Genomic DNA, 17189 nt, shown 5'->3' on the forward strand with positions numbered 1-17189 from the left:
TACCCCTAGGTTTTGGATTCTCGATTTGGGAGGAATCTCAAATCGAGAATCCAAACTCCGAACCGAATCCCTTCAATTTTGTTCAGGATTCAGGATTAATCAAGGCTTATGGCAACGAAATTTCCAAAATTTAGCCAAGACCTTGCCCAAGACCCGACCACACGGCGGATCTGGTACGGGATTGCCACAGCACACGACTTTGAAAGCCACGATGGCATGACCGAAGAAAATCTTTACCAAAAGATTTTTGCTTCTCACTTCGGCCACCTAGCAATCATTTTCTTGTGGACATCGGGCAGCCTGTTCCACGTAGCATGGCAAGGTAACTTTGAACAGTGGATTAAAGACCCTCTAAACGTCCGCCCGATCGCTCACGCGATTTGGGACCCGCAATTCGGCGCTCCGGCAGTAGAAGCTTTCACTCAAGGGGGCGCTTCTAACCCGGTGGACATCTCTTACTCCGGTGTCTACCACTGGTGGTTCACTCAAGGGATTCGGACAAACGCCGACCTGTATCAAGGAGCTATCTTCTTGCTACTGTTGGCGGCTGTCTTCCTGTTCGCAGGTTGGTTGCACCTCCAGCCCAAGTACCGCCCCAGCTTGTCTTGGTTCAAAAATGCTGAATCTCGTCTCAACCACCACTTGGCTGGTTTGTTCGGTGTCAGCTCTTTGGCTTGGACTGGTCACATGGTTCACGTTGCTATCCCCGAATCTCGCGGACAGCACGTAGGTTGGGACAACTTCCTGTCTACCCCACCTCACCCGGCCGGTTTGGCTCCGTTCTTCACTGGTAACTGGGGCGTATACGCCGAGAACCCAGATTCAGCGAGCCATGTCTTCGGTACTTCCGAAGGCGCGGGAACCGCAATTCTGACTTTCTTGGGCGGCTTCCACCCTCAAACAGAATCCCTGTGGCTGACAGACATCGCTCACCACCACTTGGCGATCGCAGTTCTGTTTATCGTTGCCGGTCATATGTACCGGACTAACTTCGGTATCGGTCACAGCATCAAAGAAATGTGCGATGCCAAAGATTTCTTTGGCAAGAAAGTTGAAGGCCCCTTCAATATGCCTCACCAAGGCATTTACGAGACCTACAACAACTCGCTGCACTTCCAATTGGGCTGGCACCTCGCCGCTTTGGGCGTCATTACCTCCCTGGTAGCGCAGCATATGTACGCGATGCCTCCCTACGCTTTCATAGCGCAGGATCACACAACGATGGCTGCGTTGTACACGCACCACCAGTACATCGCTGGATTCATCATGGTCGGCGCTTTCGCCCACGGAGCTATCTTCTTGGTGCGGGACTACGATCCTGAAGCAAACAAAGGCAACGTGCTCGATCGCGTGTTGCAGCACAAAGAAGCGATTATCTCTCACTTGAGCTGGGTGTCGCTGTTCTTGGGCTTCCACACTCTCGGCTTGTACGTTCACAATGACGTTGTAGTTGCTTTCGGTACTCCTGAAAAGCAAATCTTGATTGAACCAGTGTTCGCACAGTTCATCCAAGCTGCTCACGGAAAAGCTCTCTACGGCATGGACGTGCTGTTGTCTAACCCCGACAGCATTGCTTCTACCGCTTGGCCGAACTACGGCAACGTATGGCTCCCAGGCTGGTTGGATGCGATTAACAACGGTACTAATTCTCTGTTCTTGGCGATCGGACCTGGCGATTTCTTGGTTCACCACGCGATCGCACTAGGCTTGCACACCACCACCTTGATCTTGGTCAAGGGCGCTCTGGATGCACGCGGTTCTAAGCTGATGCCGGACAAAAAAGACTTCGGTTATGCTTTTCCTTGCGACGGCCCCGGCCGTGGCGGTACCTGCGATGTCTCTGCTTGGGACGCGATGTACATGTCTGTCTTCTGGATGCTGAACACCCTAGCTTGGGTAACGTTCTACTGGCACTGGAAGCACCTGGGCATCTGGCAAGGTAATGTGGCTCAGTTCAATGAGTCTTCTACCTACCTGATGGGCTGGTTCCGCGATTACCTCTGGCTGTATTCTTCTCAGTTGATCAACGGTTACAACCCGTATGGTACTAACAACTTGTCAGTCTGGGCTTGGATGTTCTTATTCGGACACCTTGTTTGGGCAACTGGTTTCATGTTCCTGATCTCTTGGAGAGGTTACTGGCAAGAATTGATCGAGACTTTGGTTTGGGCTCACGAGCGCACTCCTTTGGCTAACTTGGTTCGCTGGAAAGACAAGCCTGTTGCTTTGTCGATCGTCCAAGGTCGTTTGGTTGGCTTAGTTCACTTCTCGGTGGGCAACGTCCTCACTTACGCGGCCTTTGTAATTGCCTCGACGGCCGGGAAATTCGGATAACTCTGAATTCTGGTTTCTAGGTAATTAAATGAAATCCCCTGCCTTCTGGCGGGGGATTTTTTGGTATATGTTGGTTAAGGTAAAGGAGAGGAGCAAGTTTGTATGGCTAAGGATCGCGAATTAAATAACTTACAATTTTAATTGTTATTGTGGGATGGGCGTCCCGCCCGTCCAAAAAGGGCGGGCTTTCCCGCCCAACCCCTACTCCCCACTTTCAAGAGTGTAAGTTATTTAATTCTCATTCCTAAGTTGCCAGATGAAACTATCACAAGTGCATTGAATTTACAGCGGAGGCTGTTGGAAGGAATTGATGCAGCCAAAGCAGCAGAATCTGCCATTTTTGAACAATCTGGGGAGACAGATGCAACAGCTACAGTTTTAGACCAACTTCAAAATTCTGCTGAACGGCTAAGAGAGCCTTACTCTCGTCTCTACACATTGTTACTGCGGATTGCTGAGGCTCAGCCCGCCTCCTCTGCTATGCTAGATTTACTATATCGGAGCATTGAGCAAGGACAAGCTGCGCTTGATGCGTCAGCAGCAAGTGTTCAAGAAGCTAAAAGGGATTGGAACATACTATGAACGAGCAAAAACAAATTCCCGATCCAGAGAAAGTTAAGAAAACTGTCGCCATGCTTCGGGATAGCAATCGAATGCTGGAAGCTTGGACTCAAACACTAGATGAACTAATTGCGATCGTAGAAGCTGATATTCGCAATAGTCCGATTAATGTTCATCGGCGGGAGAATGCGAAGCGGTTGGCTGAGTCTGTCAAGCAGGAATAGGTGCGATCGTATTCCCTATCTTTAACATGAGCCTGTAGGTAATTCACAGTGCATGAATACTTGCAATACCAAAAACAATATATGTTTTATTTCTGGGATGTTGGATTCGGATACAAGTTTGGCTGTACTGCACGCGGTGATTGGAGTGGCTTGAGATGCTCGCGCTTTATGGAATACAATCCTTGACAGCGACACAACAATTCTGTGGCAGCGGACTCAATCGTATTACCCTTAGCCTCGTCAAAATATGGGAATTACAAGTCAGCTTAAAGAAATATCGTTAGCGACGTTTGAGAGGCTGAAAAAAGAGCCAGTCCTCGTTGAGGCTTTTCTTAGCGCAAAGTGGTTGCCTGAATCCACTTTTTGGGAAACGGCAACCCATTGGCCTGCTGCATCTGCCAAACTGATAAAGCGAAATTGTGAGACAGCATTTTTCAGAATACCTTCCCTGCGAGAACAGTTCGTTTCTGAGTGGGAAACACCAGACATAGACTTGAACAAAAACTTTCAATAACTTACATTCTTATTGGCTGGATACATCCCAGGCTACATTTTCGATCGAGCAACTATTCCAGATATCAAAGAAAACACCTATCTTATGGCAAAAGCCAAAGGGAAAGATTTTTTCCCTTTTCTGGTAATTGAAAATTCGAGATGGGATGGTTTGCCTTTGGTGAATGCTATCGGTGCTGGTTCAGAGATTGGTTACAGTACGGGATATGGAGCGGTGCGGTATCTTCTGCCTGATGAAATTACACGGATATTGAACGGTTTGGTCGCGCTGGGAGAACAAGGGTTTCAAAGTCGCTATCTTCGAGAAGCAGATCGAGATGAACCGATCTCGTGGATTGATTGGGGAGAAGAAGAAATCTTGGAGTGGTTGACCGACTACTACAATGAAATGTTGAATTACTATCAAAAAGCTTCCGCCGATCGAAATGCTATGTTACTTTACTTGACCTAGGCTTTTAATTTAACAGGATATCGATCGCTTCGATCGAATCCTAGCTCTTTTCACCCAAGCTTTTAACCCTGTATGACATTGCCACAAAAAAAGAGTAGAAAAATTGAGGTCGATGGCAAAAAATATCGCTGGCTCATTTCTAAGCGTGAAGGGACGATCGATCTTTCCATTGAAGCAGATGGGTATTCAGGGCAATTGCTACAGGCTTTTTTTGAGCCACATGATTCTTATCAGTGTGAAGTAGGAGGTCGATGGCAGCGAGTTAGTCAAGCAGTTTCAGTCACGCCTAAAGTGGTTAAACAGGTTATTTTGTACGGTTTAGCAAATGGCTGGAAGCCGCATTCACCGAAAAAAGCCTGTTTCTACATTTACACCGCTCGAACTGACGAAATTATCGGTGATTTACCTGCTTTGAGCGATGGCGAACTTCGAGTCAAAGATATTGCGATCGAGCAAGTAAGCGATTTGAGATACGACCTCAGCCTCGATCCAGATTGGCGCAAACAACTATTTGTTGCACCCTTTGAACAGCGATTTCCATTGCCACCAGATTATTTTGCGTTAAGTCAAGAGGTAAGAAACCTCGGTCTGCTATTTTCAATTTTTAATGATGGGTGGACGGATAATGGATTTATTGTATTTGGTATCGAATCAGTTGATTTTCCAGACGTTCAAATGTATACATTTAATAACCCAGAAATTATTTGATTTACCCAGATAATTTAGGAGTCAAATAGATGCGGATCGAAGTCACCTTCCGCTTGGAAATGGAATACAATCCTTGACAGCGGCACAACAATTTTCGATCGCCGACCGAATAGCATTCCCCTCACTTCACCAACAGGTCGATCGCCCTTCTCCCCTCAAATTTCACCATTCACCTGCATTTGATGCACCTTGTCAGCCAATTCTTGCAAGCGCTTTTCATCTAAATCATCGATCGCCAGCATCCCGACATAGATGATTTCCTTCAGCGTTAGTCGGGTTGCTAGCGCCTTTTTCTGCACAAGATCCTTGATAATCGGGCTGACTCCAATGGCGGTACTGGCTCTAGTCACAAAACTAACCGGATATTAACAACTTTGACTAAATCTTAGCACCTTTAAGCTGAGCTTTTAGCTGCGATGCAAAATGCTTAAGCGCGTCTTGACAAGACGAGATAGAAGTGTTTATAGTAGAAAAGTGCAAAGGTCGATCGCCCTATTCCTCCAAAACCTCAACCAAATCTTCAATCATCACATCAAAAGTCCGAGCTAACCTCCGCAGGCAAGTAAAGTCTACCATTGCCATTTCAGGACGACGAGCATAGCTTCTGACAGTGCTATAAATTACCCCAGAGCGATCGGATACTTCCTTAAGCGTCCAACCCTTCTCAGCCGCTAGTTCTCGAATTTTTAGCCTGACTAAACCCATGCTTGACAGTTGATGCAATTGCGTCGTATAATTGTATATGTAAAGAACGATCGCCCCCGGTCTCGACAACTAAAAGGCGATCGTCTTCAAAACTTAAATAGACAGTTACTAGCTGTCTGACTTACCATGATAGCATCATCGCAGCTAAAATCAAGCGCTTTCACCTGCTCCAAGATAATTCATAAATCTTCCATCCTGCATCCGCTGGCGAGATTTGTCACCGAAGAAACAGTCGCACTTTTGTTCAATATCTCAGTTGACGGCATTTACCGCATCGAATGCTGTCGGTACATGGTTTACGTGCACGCCAAAGGCATCAGCCGATTTGTCAGCTACGCCGATTTTCCGCCGATTGTCGGAGTAAATGCGATCGCACTTCAAGATTTTGGCAGATGGTACAAACGCTGGAAAAGCAAGCAAGCACCAGCATTTTGGACTAAATTCTACACATACAAGTTCAAAAAAGCTGTTTCAGTTGACAGATTGCTGGAGTGGGGCCAATTGGTAGCTACTGTTAAATCGGTCATTTCTGGGGCGGGGCTGCAACAGCTACGAGAGGTTTATGCTCAAGAAAAAGATTTGATGGAGAAATTTTAAAGTGCGATCGGCCCGACAAGCAACTGCGAGAAGGGGTACAGGAAAAAATTAAAACAAATGGCTAAGTGAGAAAATGAAGGTAGAAAATAGACAATCACCATGCCTAGGAAAATTCGCGAGTTAAAAGCTCAGATTACCCGTGAGGGTTTTATTTATTTGCCAAAACGCGGAAAAGGCAGCCATGAGAGATGGCAGCATCCTTTGATTGGGAAGACATTAACAATTCCAGGCAAAGACGGAGATGATGTGCCACGATATTTAGAGAAGCAGTTGGCAATATTGTTAGCCGAACTCGACGAGTTAAAGGAGGAAAATTCATGAATCAATATAGTATGATACTCCAATGGTCTGACGAGGATCAACTTTTCCTCGTGACGATTCCAGAGTTTGCCGATCGCGTTGTCATGCCCTGTACCCACGGCCAAACCCGCGAAGAAGCCATCCGACATGGCGAAGAAGTGCTCGAAATGTATCTAGAAGCTTGGCAGGAAGAAGGTGAACCCATCCCCGCACCTAGCATTCTTCAAATCGCCTAGAACACTTCATCCTCGATTCCCACCCACCATTCCCCCAAATTCATTAAATCTTTGTGAAGGTCAGTAAGTTCTCTCATATACTCTTCAGCAGAAATCTCCGATCGCCTTTCTTGCAATTTTTTGAGTCGCAGTTGCACCAACAGCCAAGGTTTGGAAATCCCGTCCTTTGCTTCGATATATTTGGCTAAATCTTTGCTGTCCATTTGCGATTTATCTCCTTAGTTTTGACGGCAGAAGACGGCGATTGAAATCGCGCCTACAAAAACAAAACCCGCCTCCGCGGGTTGAAGAACCTGCCGTTAAAATTACGTTGTTTTCTTCAGTCCGCGGAGGCGGACATCGTTTGTGTAGACGCGGTTTTAACCGCCGTCTTCCCTCGCGGACAAACATCCTTTACCTGTAATCCGAAGTCTGAATATTCTTCAACTTCGCAGCATATTTCATGCCGTATTCCGGGCGACAGAAGCGATCGATCTGAGACTCAAAGAAAGCTCGATTTGCCTTCAAATGCTTCGGATTCGGGTCATCTAAAGGATACAAAAGAGCAGTCCGCAAAGCTTGAATCACCGCCGAAGTAACGCAGTACATCGATCGCTGAAATGTCACCCCAATTTGATTGAGGATATCATCTTCGCCGCGACAGCGCTGTTTGTAGAAATCCATCAAATAAGGCGGCAGGAAATGCAGCATATCTTGTGCTAGCAAAGTCGGCGGAATCCCCGCCGTACCTACCGGGAATTTGTCTGCATAAAGCACTCCGTAGTGGAAGTCTTTTTGGTCGTCAGGAACTTCCTTAGCTTGAGCGTTGTAAGATTTGGTGCCTCGGAACGGCGAAGTGCGGTAAAATACAGCTTCCACGTAAGGTAACGCTGCTTCGTAAAGCCAAGTGAAACCCTTAGATTTCGGGATGATTTCGTAGGTTTCGCCGTCGATTTGAACGTGGTGGTAAATGGGGCGTCCCGCGATCGCAAATATGCCATTTACTAGGAAATCCATCGCCTGCGGGACAGTGGTAACTTTCCCTTCGTCGTACAAGTCGGAAACCTCAAAAAACACCGGCGCCATGACTTCCCAGAATAAACCGAGATTGCTGTAATAAGACATTTGGCGGCACTGTTCTAAAAACATTTCTGGAAATGCTTTGTGCAGTCCCAGCATGAACGGGTCTTTTTTGAAGTAAGCTTTAATTGCCCGATCGGCATTAGCCTTATATTCGTCACTGTCCAAATAAGGATCGAATTGATTGGTAGGCACGTACAAGCCCCGGTGCCAAAGCATTGACCTCATACACTCTTCGGCAAATTCCATGTTAATGCGATCGTGCCACAAATGGTGAAACAGCTGCGGCATTTTCCCAGTTTCACCCTTCTCCATGAACTCCAAAAGTTCCGGGTGAACACTTCCAGTCCCCCGCCATATCCGCAAATCTGCACCGTCGCCTGCATAGTGATTTTGCAAGTCTAAATACTCCTGGGGCAAGAAGTATTTAAAGAAAGGAAGCGGGTGTAAAAATACTCGTTCGGCGATGTAAAGTAAATCCCGCCAGTAAAAGTCCATCGGCACCGCGTAAGCTTTCCAGATAGCGATGATTTGCATCAGATTTTCCGGCGTATCTGGAATCATCGCGCCGCCAGCTTCGAGTCGGTGAATTACTTCGGCAAATTCGTGTTTGGAAGCAGGTAGTTTAGTGGCTGGTTTTGTAGGAGTTTGTACCATTTTGATTCCCTCTAAAATTAATTCCCAATTTCCTGTAGTATCAGCTAATATTAGCGGTTATATGGTTTTGGTAGTGTCAATTCCCAGGAGATAGCTAAGCCATCTCCTGGGAGATCCTACTACTTATCTGTCGCGCTTTCCAGCCCAAGGAGGAGGGCCTTCTGGAGAGCGGATATCGATCGTAGTTCCATCGGCCCGCTTAATAGAAAAGGCATCAAATTCACCTTCATCCATCTCGCCGACAACTGTTACCTGTTCGTTTTTGCTTAGATTAACTTGACGCCACCAGCGAGGGCCGGCATCGACAATTACTTGTCCGGTGCCATCATCCAGAATGAAATCATTTCCTACGACACTAACTACTGTGCCTGATATGGTAATTCCCTTGTTGGACGATCGCAAATCCCCGATCCGGTTTTGAGCTTGTACTAAAACGGGATTTATCAGTCCGATCGGGTTTTGAGCTTGTACTAAAACGGGATTTATCAGTACGGCAAAAGCCGTAATTGTGGCTAAACTGAAAAATACTTTCTGTTTCACAATGAACTACCTCCTGATGGTTGGTGCGACTTTAGTTGCTAAGGTATGGCAACTGCCAGAGCAGTGCCGGACATTGATGGCTGAAACCTTTGAGAGGCAAGCATTTTACTCTTGACTCCCGACTCCTGACGAATGCTATAAGTAACCAATGATTAACCAAACGCCGATCGTCCTATCAATAGTATCACACAGAAGGAATGGCGCGATCGCGGCGCGTAGGGCAACAGGAATACCGATAATAAATTTTACCATCGGTGGGTTTTTGATTAATTACTAATGTCGATCGTCTCCGATCTTTCCCGCAGCATAGCCACAATCGGTATTTGGGCATTTCTGTCCGCCGGCAGAGTTGCAACGATCGCATTTGTAGTAGATTCGCTCCACTTCAGCAACCAAGCCGGTTGAATTCCCAAAACAAAAATGATGCCCGCCAAAACCAGCGCCGGCATATTTTCAGCAAACGTAACTGGAGGGTAGTAAGCCGTGGCATTGTCCAACTTCCCAAAACAGGTGCGGTTGAGCAGAATCACAAAGTAAACTGCTGTTAAACCAGAAGCTAAAATGCAGATTAAAGTTGGAATTGGAAAGACCGAAAAACTGCCCTGAAATACTAAAAATTCGGCAATAAAACCCACCAAACCGGGAATTCCGGCGCTTGCCATGCCGCCCAAAACTAACAGGGAACTGGCTGTGGGCAAACCCCGCATCGGGTTCATCAAACCGTTGAGCACGTCCAAATCCCGCGTGCCAACTTTGGTTTCGATGATGCCTACCAAATAAAACAGCAAAGCTAAAATTAAGCCGTGGCTTACCATTTGCCCGACTGCGCCGATTAATGCCAGCTTCGTACCCGCCGCGCAAGCAACGAGGATGTAGCCCATATGCCCGATCGAACTATAGGCTACCATGCGCTTGATGTCTTTTTGGGCGATCGCGCTCAAAGCCCCGTACATCACGCTCACAGTCCCGATAATCGCTAAAGCGGGAGCTATAATCGACCAAGTTTCGGGAAACATCTGCAACCCGAACCGCACTAAACCGTAAGTTCCCAACTTCGCCAAAATCCCTCCCAGCAGAATTGCTGTTGCTGGCGAAGCTTCGACGTAAGCATCAGGCAGCCAAGTATGCAGCGGCACTAAAGGAATTTTAATTCCCAACCCAATTAGCACAATTGTTAGCAGGATCAATTGCGTTTTCAAGGGCAATTCTTGAGTGTTAATCGCAGTGTAATCGAAATTTAAAGAGCCACTCAACCAAGCAACACCCAAAAATCCTGCTAAAACTAAAAATCCCGAAACAGCCGTGTAGATCAGAAACTTCATGGCCGCGTATTCTCGCTGCTTGCCACCCCAAATCGCAATCAACAGGTAAAAAGGAATTAATTCTATTTCGTAAAACAGTACAAACAGCAGCAAATTTTGAGACATCAAAGCTCCGGCAATACCAGCATTGATCAGCAAAATCAAAGCGTAGTAAAGCTGGGGGCGCTCCATCTCTTTGCCAGTGCCGTAAATGACTAATAGCGTCAGCAATGCACTCAGAACCAGCAGCGGCAAAGACAAGCCGTCAATCCCCAAGTTGTAGCTCAAACCTAATTGTGGAATCCAAGGCAAATATTCTTGAAATTGCAGTCCCGAATTGGCTGGATCGAATTGAGTCAGCAGCCAGATATTCAACAGGAAAACAGCAGCAGCAAAAGCCGAGGCTACTGAACGCAAACGTGTCCCATTGATGTTTCCGGGCAGGAACCCGACTACCGCAGCGCCCAACGCGGGCAACCAGAGCAAGGCACTAAGCATAATGTGTCAAGAGTGAAGAGTAAAGAATCTATTTTGCAGGATATTGTCTTTGATAGTTTGAGAGTTTAGATATTAAAACTTTTCCAAATTCTCAATCCCAAATTCCATCACGACTCAGAAAGAATACTGACTCTCCCCGTGTCTAAATCGTAGTATGCACCGACAACTTTCAGTTTGTTCTCCGCAATTAACTTAGAGATAACTGGAGATGCTTTCAACCTGTTAGCTTGCAGCACAACATTGGCTTTTGAGGCATTTTCTAAACGATCGCCCGTTTGGCCTTTCGATCTTTCAACAGCAGGCTTAATTGCCTCGAGCAAACTGCCAATCTGACCGGGAACTTGAACTCCTTTGATGGTTGCTTCTACCGCACCGCACCTTTTATGCCCGACTACCACAAGCACTTTTGCTCCCAGTACCAGCGTGCCAAATTCCAGGCTGCCAATTTCTTCTGGAGTAGTAACATTTCCGGCCACGCGACACACAAATAAATCTCCCAATCCCTGATCGAAGATAATTTCCGAAGGAAAGCGGGAATCTGCACAGCCGAGAATAGCAGCAAAGGGTTTTTGAGCTATGGCAACTTCGAGGAGGCGGGGTAAGTCTTGGTTAGGACTTTGGCGTTTTTTGTCAACAAACCGCTGGTTTCCGTCCATTAACTGTTTCAGAGCTGCATCGGGAGTCAAGTCATTTTGAGCAATTGCCGGTGCGGGTGCAGCCAAATCAGCGCCTGCTCTTGCTGCTAGTATCCCTGTCCCGATCGCACCTGCGACAAATTTGAGCGAATTGCGCCGGGAAAGATTTACTTGTCTGTCATTTGTACTCATTGATGCTGCCTTAAGAGAGAATGTTTGAAATCTTTATTCAAGAATTCATGATTTTAAGATTTTAGATTAAAAGTGTCACCTAAAATCTGCAATCTTATTATCTCTTTACCCGCCCACAATCAGCGACAAGCGAGCTAGCAGCGGCCAGCTTACTATCAGTCCCAAAACTCCAATTCCGAACAGAATTGTCAGGGCGTAAAACTGAGTTTGGCCGTTAACGTTGTACTTGAGGCTTTGCCCGCCGAAAACTGTTGCAAAACCGATTAGATTTACGAAGCCGTCAACAATATTGCGATCGAACCAGGATATGATTTGGGAAACCAGACCGACTGCAAATATCACTGTCACCCGGTAAAGTTGGGCAGTGTAAAAGTCGTAAGCAAAAAAGTCTTGCAAAGCTTGAGAACCAATTCGCACCGGTTTTTCCCATTTCTCGTTCAGGTAAACAAATGCTCCTGCACCGATGCCGATCGCACTTGACAAAACTAGCAGTCCAGTGGCGGTATAATTCAAAGTTGCCACAGGTAATAAATGCCACGCCGCCAGCAAGTGCGGAACGTGCAGAGTAAAGCCCATTAAAACAGTCATCGGCAAGATGAAAGGCCAGTGAACTTCCGGCGCTCGTTCGGTCATTTGCTTTGGTTTGCCGCCGAAAACTAAACCGAAGACGCGCACCAACCCAAAAGCAGTGACACCGTTGACAAACAAAACTATTCCTAACAAGAAAGGGTGAGTTTCCCAAAGCCCGGATGTGAACTCTTCTAAAGCCCAGAAACAGCCGAAGGGTGGCAGTCCCACCAATCCAGCGCTACCGACAATAAACGATATCGCCGATATCGGCCGCTTTCCCCACAAACCGCCAAGAGAACGGACATCCTGAGTGATGCTGTTCCAAACTACCGAACCGATGCTCATCACTAGCAAACCCATTGCCAAGGTGTAGGCAAATATCAATGTCAGGGCTGTCTGGGCTTGTCCGGTGCCGACGGCGATAAATACTAAGCCCATGTAAGCGCTGACTATATAGGAAAGCGTGCGTTTGATGTCAATTTGGGCGATCGCAATTAATGAAGCACCAACCGCCGTCGCAGCGCCTACAATAATAGTTGTCTTCAGTCCGATCGGCGACAAAGCAATCACCGGCTGCAACTTAATCAATATCCAAGCACCAGTTTCCACAACTACGGTGTTCCGCAAAATTGTCGCCGGCAGCGGGCCTTCCATCGCCTCATCCAGCCACAGGTGCAAGGGAAACTGAGCGCACTTACCCATCGGGCCGGCAATCAAAGCTAAAGTCAACAGCGTCGCTACAGTGGGGTCAAGCTTTGCAGTCTGGGCCCAAACAGCCAACTCGTCAAAATTCCAAGTTCCAGCCAGCGGCAGAATGGCAACTACCCCCATCAGCAGGAATAAGTCACCCACCCGCTTTGTCAAGAAAGCATCGCGAGCTCCCGTCACCACCAAAGACTGATTGAACCACAGCCCGACTAGCAGGTAAGTACCCAAAGTCAGAACTTCCAAAATCATGTAACTGAAAAACAGGGAATTGCACAGTACCAACCCGCACATCCCGGCTTCAAACAGCCCCATCAGGGAAAAGAACCGAGCCCAGCCCCAGTCCATTTCCATGTAACCGAAAGCATAAATCTGCGCCAGCAAGTTCAGTCCGGTAATCAAAACTGTCGCCCCGACGGTGACAGCAGAAATTTCTACGGGAATGGTTAAGTCTAAACCTGCTACGTTCAGCCAGGGAATCAACTGGTGTTGGGCAGGTTGGTTCCAGATAGCTGTGAGGGCGATGACGCCGTGTACGAAAGCGAAGAAGGTTAATATGGCGTTCACGTAACCGGATGGTCTCGGCCCCGTGTGGCGGGTAACTGCGGGAAACCACAGCATCGACAGAACTCCGCCGATGAGCGGATAGCAAGGTATGAACCAAACGGTCTGGAGTAAGATTTGAGCCATTGGCATTACCTGTAAAAGCTACAAAAGTTTAAGAATCTGAGAATAATTCAGAATCGCGCTGACGGCAGCCGGAAGGCAGAAGGCAGAATTATCGGACTGACGCACGGGTAGTCAGAAACCGGGTTTTTACGAGAAAACTTCGTCGCAGCACCCAGAAACGCATAAAAATCCGGTTTCTTTGTTAGTTATGCGTCTAAGACTGAATTAGAGAGAATTTTTGCTTGTGCCTGGGAGTTCTTTGCTGCCGTCCGATCGGGCGCTTCAGAAGAGACTTATTAATTTTATATTAAGGATTACGTTAAATTTTCATATTTCTAATTCAGGATATCTATATGCAGCAATAAACTGCCCTTATAGGTATTTATAGGGACTGATTGCAGACAAACGAATGTTTGTCGATTTCACATCTTGCACCATTTTCAGGAACAGGCAAGATGCCTGTTCCACAAGAATTCAATTTTTTTGTGGGGTGGGTGTAGCATTTTGAGAAACGGCTTTCGGCCCTGTTCCACAAGAATTCAATTTTTTTGTGGGGAGTAGGGGTTGGGCATCCTGCCCGCCCGAAAGGCTGAGGGGTAAAATCTTAAAACCGCTCAATTTCCCAAGCTGCTAAAGGAAGTTTGGCTTGGCGCTGTCCGATCGACCTTGCCCTAACATTCAAAAGACCGATCGGCGTATTAAACAAATCTACCAGATCCGATCGGTCGATCCTCTTCGAGGGCTTCGCTAATGCGCTTTTGGCAGCCGCAACCGGGAATTCCTTGAACAGCCACCTAGCCAGCCGGTAAAAATATTCCTGCGCTGTGAATTCTCGCATCAAATCGACACCGTAGAGTTCGTGCAAATATTTATTAGATTCGCCGTACCGATACCATTGACTTTGCAACTGTTTTATTGTAGAACGGTGGCGGTGTCGGACGATCGCATTTTGGGCAAAATGTAATTTATAGGATGTTTCTCGCAAAATCCGCCAACACAAATCCGCATCGCCGCCACTCGTAAGGTACGGGCGAAATAATCCTATTTGTTGTAAAACGAGCCTCCGTACAGCTAAATTGGCGGTTTGACCGTAGGGACAAAAAGGGTGAGCGAGTGTATGTTTTTGAGATAAAGTATTTTGGCGATCGGCGTGTTGTTCTAAAATAGTTTTACCGGGCAATGCGAGTATTTCCCCAGCGCTAATTCCTATTTCTAAGTCAACAAATGGCTTAACTAAATTCTCCAGCCAGTCAGATTCCGGGCGACAGTCTGCATCCGTAAAGGCAATTATTTCACCTGTTGATGCGTGAATGCCTTTGTTGCGGGCGGCGTAGGAACTTTGAATCTGGTTTTCAGTGAGGTGGCGAATAGTTATGCGATTGAAATTGCTTCCCCCCCGAAGTTCTGGAGGGTTAGAGGCTGCTGTTTGGATGATGGTTGAAGTGCGATCGCGACTGTTGTTGTCTACTATGAGATATTCTACTTTGTTTGGTGGATAAGTTTGCGATCGCAAGCACTCGATTAAATCCGGCAAATCAGCCTCGCCGTTGTAAACAGGCACAACCACCGAAACTTCCGGTAAAAACATTTGGCTGTTGATTGGGAAGAAGGCACAACACGGATTATGACACGGATACACGGATTAATGTTTGTACTTCCTCAGCTAGATTGAGTTCTTGTGGAACAGGCCGGAGTACCTGTTGCTTGAGACGAACAAGTTTTATAACAGTTTAGCTTATTTAATAATTTCTACTGCCGTTCCCTTCTCCACAAACTGATACAACTCCTCAACATCCTTATTTTCCAGCGAAACGCAGCCCAAAGTCCAGTTCGATCGATTTTTTATAATATTATGCGAATTAGCAGGAACGCCGTGAATCCCGATTTCGCTGCCTATACTGTCGCTCCACCCAATTCTACCATCTTGCTTAGCTTTGATATGTTTGCGCCAAGATTGTTTAGTTGGATAATCCAGCCAGAGAAACTTTGACCAAGTTTCGTGAGGATAAAGGTCTTTAATGCTAAAAATTCCTTCAGGCGTGCGCGAATCCCCTGCTTTTAATTTATCACCTGCGGGATTGCCGCCAAATACAACAGGATAAGACTTGATTGGCTTTTTATCAGAATATACAGTCAGTCTGTATTTTGATTTTTCAACCAGGATGGAAATTCTGTTTTTATCTAGTTTATCGGGTTCGCCTAAAATTTGTGTTAACGACTTGTCGTAGTTTAATAAATTATCCGGCGGCAATTGCGTATGTAAAACATTTAAATCATCAGCCGGACATTTATTTAAGCAGAAAACGTCTAAAATGTAGGGAATTGGAACAGCATAACCGAGTCTGACGAGTTTCCAGTAAAAAATTGAGCTAGCAGCCAGCAATATAAGGCTTGCAGATGAAACAATTATCCAAATATTGCCCCATCTTTTTTTAATTTCCATTGCATTAACTGGGGATATCAATTATCAAAATTATAACTTCCGAGCCTTAAACAGGCAAGATGCCTGTTCCACAACTCCATTCAGTTCTTGTGGAACAGGCATCTTGCCTGTTTCTTTCAAGTAGTAGAAAATATTTGTTACATCCCCTGTGCAATCCGTCACGCAATCCCTTCTCAACTGTTGCCCGTCAACATCAGAATCATTAAAACCAGAACCCCGTTAGTCAAATAAAAGATACCAACAACCTGAGTTTCCAACCAGCCGCACAGTTCTAGATGATGGTGCAGCGGAGCCATTCTTAACAGACGCTTGCCGATACCATCCGGGCCTTTTGTAGCTTTGTAATAACCTACTTGAGCAATTACTGACACCGTTTCTACAAAGAAAATTCCGCTGATTATTAATAGTATCCAAAGGCTATTACTTAATAGACCTACCGCACCCAACGCACCTCCCAAAGCTAAAGCACCTGTATCGCCCATAAACACGCGGGCGGGATTGCGGTTGTGTGCTAAGAAACCGAAACAACTGCCGCTGATGCAAGCGCAAAATATCATTAATTCTGGCGAAGTAGAGGCTACAGATGCGCCTAATCCCAAAAGTGCGATCGCCCCCAAACCTCCCATCAACCCGTCTACACCGTCGGTAATATTGGTAGAGTTGCTTTCAGCTACCAGCACAAAAACCGCCAGCGGCCAAAACAGAAAACCTAAAGGCAATACCCAACCGAAAGGCAAAGCAATGCTAGTAGAAATAGCAGGTTCGCGGAACATCAGCCACAGACAAAATAGAGCAGCAAAACCGATTTGCAAAGCCAATTTCATCCGAGGTGAAATACCTTTATTCGACTTGAGGCGCAGAATTTGCCAGTCGTCGATCCAGCCGATGAAACCGTAAGCTAAAGTTAAAGCCGATACGGCAACAACATCTGAGTTAAATCTAGACCAAAGCAAAGCAATTGCCACCCCTGCCGGCACAAAAAATATGCCTCCCATTGTCGGGGTTCCCGCTTTTTTCAAGTGGGCTTGGGGGCCGTCTTCGCGAATTATTTGTCCTGCTTTTAGTTGCTGGAGTAAAGGCACAACTGCATAGCCCAAAACCGATGCAACTACAGCACAAACAGCTAGCGGTATAAATAGCGATGCAGGCGTATTTAAAAGTCTACCCGCTGCTAAATCTAAACCGATCGCTACAATGCCGAGCCCCAAACCCAGCAGCAGGAATAAATTCCTGCCCGTAAGTTTGAAAGGCATACTAAAAGGGATTTTCTCATCCACAAAGTTATCCATAA

The 17189-nt window shown here is 46.5% G+C and carries 20 protein-coding genes; 8 read left to right on the forward strand and 12 right to left on the reverse strand.

Going from position 1 to position 17189, the window contains the following annotated elements; all coding sequences use genetic code 11:
• Positions 1 to 108: 108 nt before the first annotated feature.
• From psaB to QUB70_RS04955, 5 genes are all read left to right on the forward strand, one after another.
• The gene (psaB, locus tag QUB70_RS04935; RefSeq protein WP_332978713.1) at positions 109 to 2334 is read left to right on the forward strand and encodes a photosystem I core protein PsaB; all 2226 of its coding nucleotides are present in this window, start codon (positions 109 to 111) and stop codon (positions 2332 to 2334) included.
• A 141-nt stretch (positions 2335 to 2475) separates the two neighbouring features.
• Positions 2476 to 2916 carry a hypothetical protein gene (locus QUB70_RS04940; protein ID WP_332978714.1) on the forward strand — a complete coding sequence of 147 codons (441 nt, stop codon included), beginning with the start codon at positions 2476 to 2478 and terminating at the stop codon, positions 2914 to 2916.
• Complete coding sequence (locus QUB70_RS04945; protein WP_332978716.1) at positions 2913 to 3119, forward strand: hypothetical protein; 207 nt, start codon at positions 2913 to 2915, stop codon at positions 3117 to 3119. The genes QUB70_RS04940 and QUB70_RS04945 overlap by 4 nt, the downstream gene beginning before the upstream one ends.
• A 526-nt stretch (positions 3120 to 3645) precedes the next feature.
• Positions 3646 to 4083, forward strand: a complete 438-nt coding sequence (locus QUB70_RS04950) for a DUF1877 family protein (RefSeq protein WP_332978717.1) — start codon at positions 3646 to 3648, stop codon at positions 4081 to 4083.
• A gap of 72 nt (positions 4084 to 4155) precedes the next feature.
• Positions 4156 to 4791, forward strand: coding sequence for a hypothetical protein (locus QUB70_RS04955; protein WP_332978718.1), 636 nt, complete (start codon positions 4156 to 4158; stop codon positions 4789 to 4791).
• Between the two features lie 155 nt (positions 4792 to 4946).
• On the opposite strand, the gene QUB70_RS04960 is transcribed toward QUB70_RS04955, so the two are convergent.
• The gene (locus tag QUB70_RS04960) at positions 4947 to 5141 is read right to left on the reverse strand and encodes a hypothetical protein (RefSeq protein ID WP_265239051.1); all 195 of its coding nucleotides are present in this window, start codon (positions 5139 to 5141) and stop codon (positions 4947 to 4949) included.
• A gap of 142 nt (positions 5142 to 5283) precedes the next feature.
• Entirely contained in the window at positions 5284 to 5496 is a 213-nt protein-coding gene (locus QUB70_RS04965) for a helix-turn-helix domain-containing protein (protein WP_193974409.1), read from the reverse strand.
• Positions 5497 to 5622: 126 nt separating this feature from the next.
• Between QUB70_RS04965 and QUB70_RS04970 the strand changes: the two genes are divergently transcribed.
• From QUB70_RS04970 to QUB70_RS04980, 3 genes are all read left to right on the forward strand, one after another.
• Positions 5623 to 6093: a hypothetical protein gene (locus QUB70_RS04970; protein WP_332978720.1), complete on the forward strand. Its 471-nt coding sequence runs from the start codon at positions 5623 to 5625 to the stop codon at positions 6091 to 6093.
• 99 nt (positions 6094 to 6192) lie between these two features.
• Complete coding sequence (locus QUB70_RS04975; RefSeq protein ID WP_332978721.1) at positions 6193 to 6414, forward strand: type II toxin-antitoxin system HicA family toxin; 222 nt, start codon at positions 6193 to 6195, stop codon at positions 6412 to 6414.
• Positions 6411 to 6629, forward strand: a complete 219-nt coding sequence (locus tag QUB70_RS04980) for a type II toxin-antitoxin system HicB family antitoxin (protein ID WP_332978723.1) — start codon at positions 6411 to 6413, stop codon at positions 6627 to 6629. The genes QUB70_RS04975 and QUB70_RS04980 overlap by 4 nt, the downstream gene beginning before the upstream one ends.
• Here QUB70_RS04980 and QUB70_RS04985 read toward each other — a convergent pair.
• From QUB70_RS04985 to mraY, 10 genes are all read right to left on the reverse strand, one after another.
• Entirely contained in the window at positions 6626 to 6832 is a 207-nt protein-coding gene (locus QUB70_RS04985; protein WP_332978725.1) for a hypothetical protein, read from the reverse strand. The two genes, QUB70_RS04980 and QUB70_RS04985, sit on opposite strands and share 4 nt — an antisense overlap.
• A gap of 190 nt (positions 6833 to 7022) precedes the next feature.
• Complete coding sequence (locus QUB70_RS04990) at positions 7023 to 8345, reverse strand: CO2 hydration protein (protein WP_332978726.1); 1323 nt, start codon at positions 8343 to 8345, stop codon at positions 7023 to 7025.
• Positions 8346 to 8468: 123 nt separating this feature from the next.
• A complete protein-coding gene (locus QUB70_RS04995; protein ID WP_332978727.1) occupies positions 8469 to 8885 on the reverse strand; it encodes a NirD/YgiW/YdeI family stress tolerance protein in 417 nt (138 codons plus the stop codon).
• A gap of 266 nt (positions 8886 to 9151) precedes the next feature.
• Positions 9152 to 10684 (reverse strand): NADH-quinone oxidoreductase subunit M, encoded by a 1533-nt coding sequence (locus QUB70_RS05000; protein WP_332978728.1) that lies wholly within the window; start codon positions 10682 to 10684, stop codon positions 9152 to 9154.
• Between the two features lie 107 nt (positions 10685 to 10791).
• Entirely contained in the window at positions 10792 to 11511 is a 720-nt protein-coding gene (locus tag QUB70_RS05005) for a carbonic anhydrase (RefSeq protein WP_332978729.1), read from the reverse strand.
• 105 nt (positions 11512 to 11616) lie between these two features.
• Positions 11617 to 13476, reverse strand: coding sequence for an NAD(P)H-quinone oxidoreductase subunit F (locus QUB70_RS05010; protein WP_332978730.1), 1860 nt, complete (start codon positions 13474 to 13476; stop codon positions 11617 to 11619).
• A 583-nt stretch (positions 13477 to 14059) separates the two neighbouring features.
• The gene (locus QUB70_RS05015) at positions 14060 to 15043 is read right to left on the reverse strand and encodes a glycosyltransferase (protein WP_332978731.1); all 984 of its coding nucleotides are present in this window, start codon (positions 15041 to 15043) and stop codon (positions 14060 to 14062) included.
• Between the two features lie 147 nt (positions 15044 to 15190).
• Positions 15191 to 15898, reverse strand: a complete 708-nt coding sequence (locus QUB70_RS05020; RefSeq protein WP_332978732.1) for a L,D-transpeptidase family protein — start codon at positions 15896 to 15898, stop codon at positions 15191 to 15193.
• 30 nt (positions 15899 to 15928) lie between these two features.
• Positions 15929 to 16060 (reverse strand): hypothetical protein, encoded by a 132-nt coding sequence (locus QUB70_RS05025; protein ID WP_332978733.1) that lies wholly within the window; start codon positions 16058 to 16060, stop codon positions 15929 to 15931.
• An 11-nt stretch (positions 16061 to 16071) separates the two neighbouring features.
• Complete coding sequence (gene mraY / locus QUB70_RS05030; RefSeq protein WP_332978735.1) at positions 16072 to 17187, reverse strand: phospho-N-acetylmuramoyl-pentapeptide-transferase; 1116 nt, start codon at positions 17185 to 17187, stop codon at positions 16072 to 16074.
• Between the last annotated feature and the right edge of the window lie 2 nt (positions 17188 to 17189).

Origin of the sequence: Microcoleus sp. A003_D6, assembly GCF_036702825.1 — a bacterium.
GTDB lineage: Bacteria > Cyanobacteriota > Cyanobacteriia > Cyanobacteriales > Microcoleaceae > Microcoleus.

Coding starts and splice junctions, on each gene's coding strand:
- QUB70_RS05010 (WP_332978730.1), bottom strand. CDS start 13,476: ATGGCTCAAATCTTACTCCAGACCGTTTGGTTCATACCTTGCTATCCG.
- QUB70_RS05020 (WP_332978732.1), bottom strand. CDS start 15,898: ATGGAAATTAAAAAAAGATGGGGCAATATTTGGATAATTGTTTCATCT.
- QUB70_RS04965 (WP_193974409.1), bottom strand. CDS start 5,496: ATGGGTTTAGTCAGGCTAAAAATTCGAGAACTAGCGGCTGAGAAGGGT.
- QUB70_RS04980 (WP_332978723.1), top strand. CDS start 6,411: ATGAATCAATATAGTATGATACTCCAATGGTCTGACGAGGATCAACTT.
- QUB70_RS05005 (WP_332978729.1), bottom strand. CDS start 11,511: ATGAGTACAAATGACAGACAAGTAAATCTTTCCCGGCGCAATTCGCTC.
- mraY (WP_332978735.1), bottom strand. CDS start 17,187: ATGGATAACTTTGTGGATGAGAAAATCCCTTTTAGTATGCCTTTCAAA.
- QUB70_RS04945 (WP_332978716.1), top strand. CDS start 2,913: ATGAACGAGCAAAAACAAATTCCCGATCCAGAGAAAGTTAAGAAAACT.
- QUB70_RS04985 (WP_332978725.1), bottom strand. CDS start 6,832: ATGGACAGCAAAGATTTAGCCAAATATATCGAAGCAAAGGACGGGATT.
- QUB70_RS05015 (WP_332978731.1), bottom strand. CDS start 15,043: ATGTTTTTACCGGAAGTTTCGGTGGTTGTGCCTGTTTACAACGGCGAG.
- QUB70_RS04975 (WP_332978721.1), top strand. CDS start 6,193: ATGCCTAGGAAAATTCGCGAGTTAAAAGCTCAGATTACCCGTGAGGGT.
- QUB70_RS04990 (WP_332978726.1), bottom strand. CDS start 8,345: ATGGTACAAACTCCTACAAAACCAGCCACTAAACTACCTGCTTCCAAA.
- QUB70_RS05000 (WP_332978728.1), bottom strand. CDS start 10,684: ATGCTTAGTGCCTTGCTCTGGTTGCCCGCGTTGGGCGCTGCGGTAGTC.
- QUB70_RS04955 (WP_332978718.1), top strand. CDS start 4,156: ATGACATTGCCACAAAAAAAGAGTAGAAAAATTGAGGTCGATGGCAAA.
- psaB (WP_332978713.1), top strand. CDS start 109: ATGGCAACGAAATTTCCAAAATTTAGCCAAGACCTTGCCCAAGACCCG.
- QUB70_RS04970 (WP_332978720.1), top strand. CDS start 5,623: ATGATAGCATCATCGCAGCTAAAATCAAGCGCTTTCACCTGCTCCAAG.